The organism is Schaalia georgiae DSM 6843, from assembly GCF_000429245.1.
Taxonomy (GTDB): Bacteria; Actinomycetota; Actinomycetes; order Actinomycetales; family Actinomycetaceae; genus Pauljensenia; species Pauljensenia georgiae.
In genome coordinates this window covers 107,317-108,597 of the sequence record NZ_KE386870.1, presented here as the reverse complement: position 1 = coordinate 108,597, position 1,281 = coordinate 107,317, and the positions used below count along the sequence as shown (strand labels likewise).

The 1,281-nt window shown below is 72.3% G+C and carries 1 protein-coding gene and 1 pseudogene; both read left to right on the top strand.

What is annotated here, in order from left to right; all coding sequences use genetic code 11:
• Window positions 1-1,083: hypothetical protein (locus G447_RS0109025; RefSeq protein ID WP_026430805.1), on the top strand; the 1,083-nt coding region annotated here is incomplete at its 5' end.
• Window positions 1,083-1,281 (top strand): annotated as a pseudogene (locus G447_RS12410) (alkaline protease); the annotation flags it as partial. The gene G447_RS0109025 and the pseudogene G447_RS12410, both read left to right, overlap by 1 nt.

Here is a 1,281-nt window from a genome sequence, read left to right as displayed (position 1 = left end):
GCGCGGGACTTGTTCAACCAGAACGTGTCGCCCGAGTTGCTCACCGGCGCGGAGCGGGGGTGGCGGGCCGCCACAGACGGGGCGGGGGCCGTGGCCTTCTTCGCGGTCCCCGTGGTGGGGGCGGTGGCCATGGTGGCCAGTGAGCTGTACTGGTCGTCCCTGGAGAAGGAGCGGGACAGGGAGAGGGAGGAGTACTGCCAGAACGTGCTCGACCAGATGAACACCTCCTTGAACGAGGGCGCCAACAGGATGCAGGACATCATCGACAAAGGCGGAAACAGACCCGACATCGGCGGCGGCAAGCTTCCCGGTCGCACGCCCAGCGCCGATCCGCTTCCTGGGATCGTGGATCCGAACCTGATGGGCGGCGGCGCGGGCGGTGGTTTCGGCGGTGCCGGGGGTGCTGGGGGCGCCGGCGGCTCTGGTGCTGGGGGCCTTGGTGGGGCTGGCGGTTCTGCTGGTGGTGTGGATTTGCCGGGGCGGGATTGGGCGTCGGAGGGGTTCGCGCGCCCGGGCGCCGTGCAGGATCCGCCTCCTTACAAGCGTCTGAGTGATGTTGACGGTGTGGGGCTGGTGGGGCGGCCGGTGAATCAGACGGTCACGCCCAACGGCCTGGTGGGCGGGTACGCGCCGCCGTCCGCGACTCATGCCTCGGATCCGAGGTGGGATCCGTACTACCGGATACCCCAGGACGCGGTCAGTGTGGGGCGGGCTGCGTCGTCGGGCGCGTTGGGCGCCCTGGCGGGCGGGGCGGGAGTGAGTGCCCGGTCCTTGTTGTCGGGGGCCGCGACCACTGGTTCGAGGGCCGCCGCCGCTGCTAAGGGCTCGGCCGGCGTGGGCGCCGCCTTGAAGGGGGCCGCCGCTGCTGCCAGGGGTGGGGCCGGGGGCGTGATGGGTATGGGCGCTCCTCTTGGCGGGGCCGGCGGGGAGGGCGAGGACAAGAAGAAGCGCCGGGCCTTCACCGGGGTGTTCAAGGACGAGCCGGACGAGGACGCCGGGCCCGTGTGGGACCCCGCCCACGGGCCCGGCTCGGCCGATGATGACATTGTTCTCGAGGTCGACTTGGACGAGTGGGGGCTGTGATGACCAGGACGCGAACGAGCACGCCACGACGGCTGGGGTTGGCGCGGGCGGGGGCGGCCGTTGTGTTGGCCGCGGCCCTGGCCCTGGCGGGCTCGCCCGCGGGGGCGGTGGACGAGATCACCACCCAGGACTACGTGGGGCCCCTGGGCGTGGCCAACGAGGCCGCGGCCGGCTACACCGGCGCGGGGGTGAGCATCG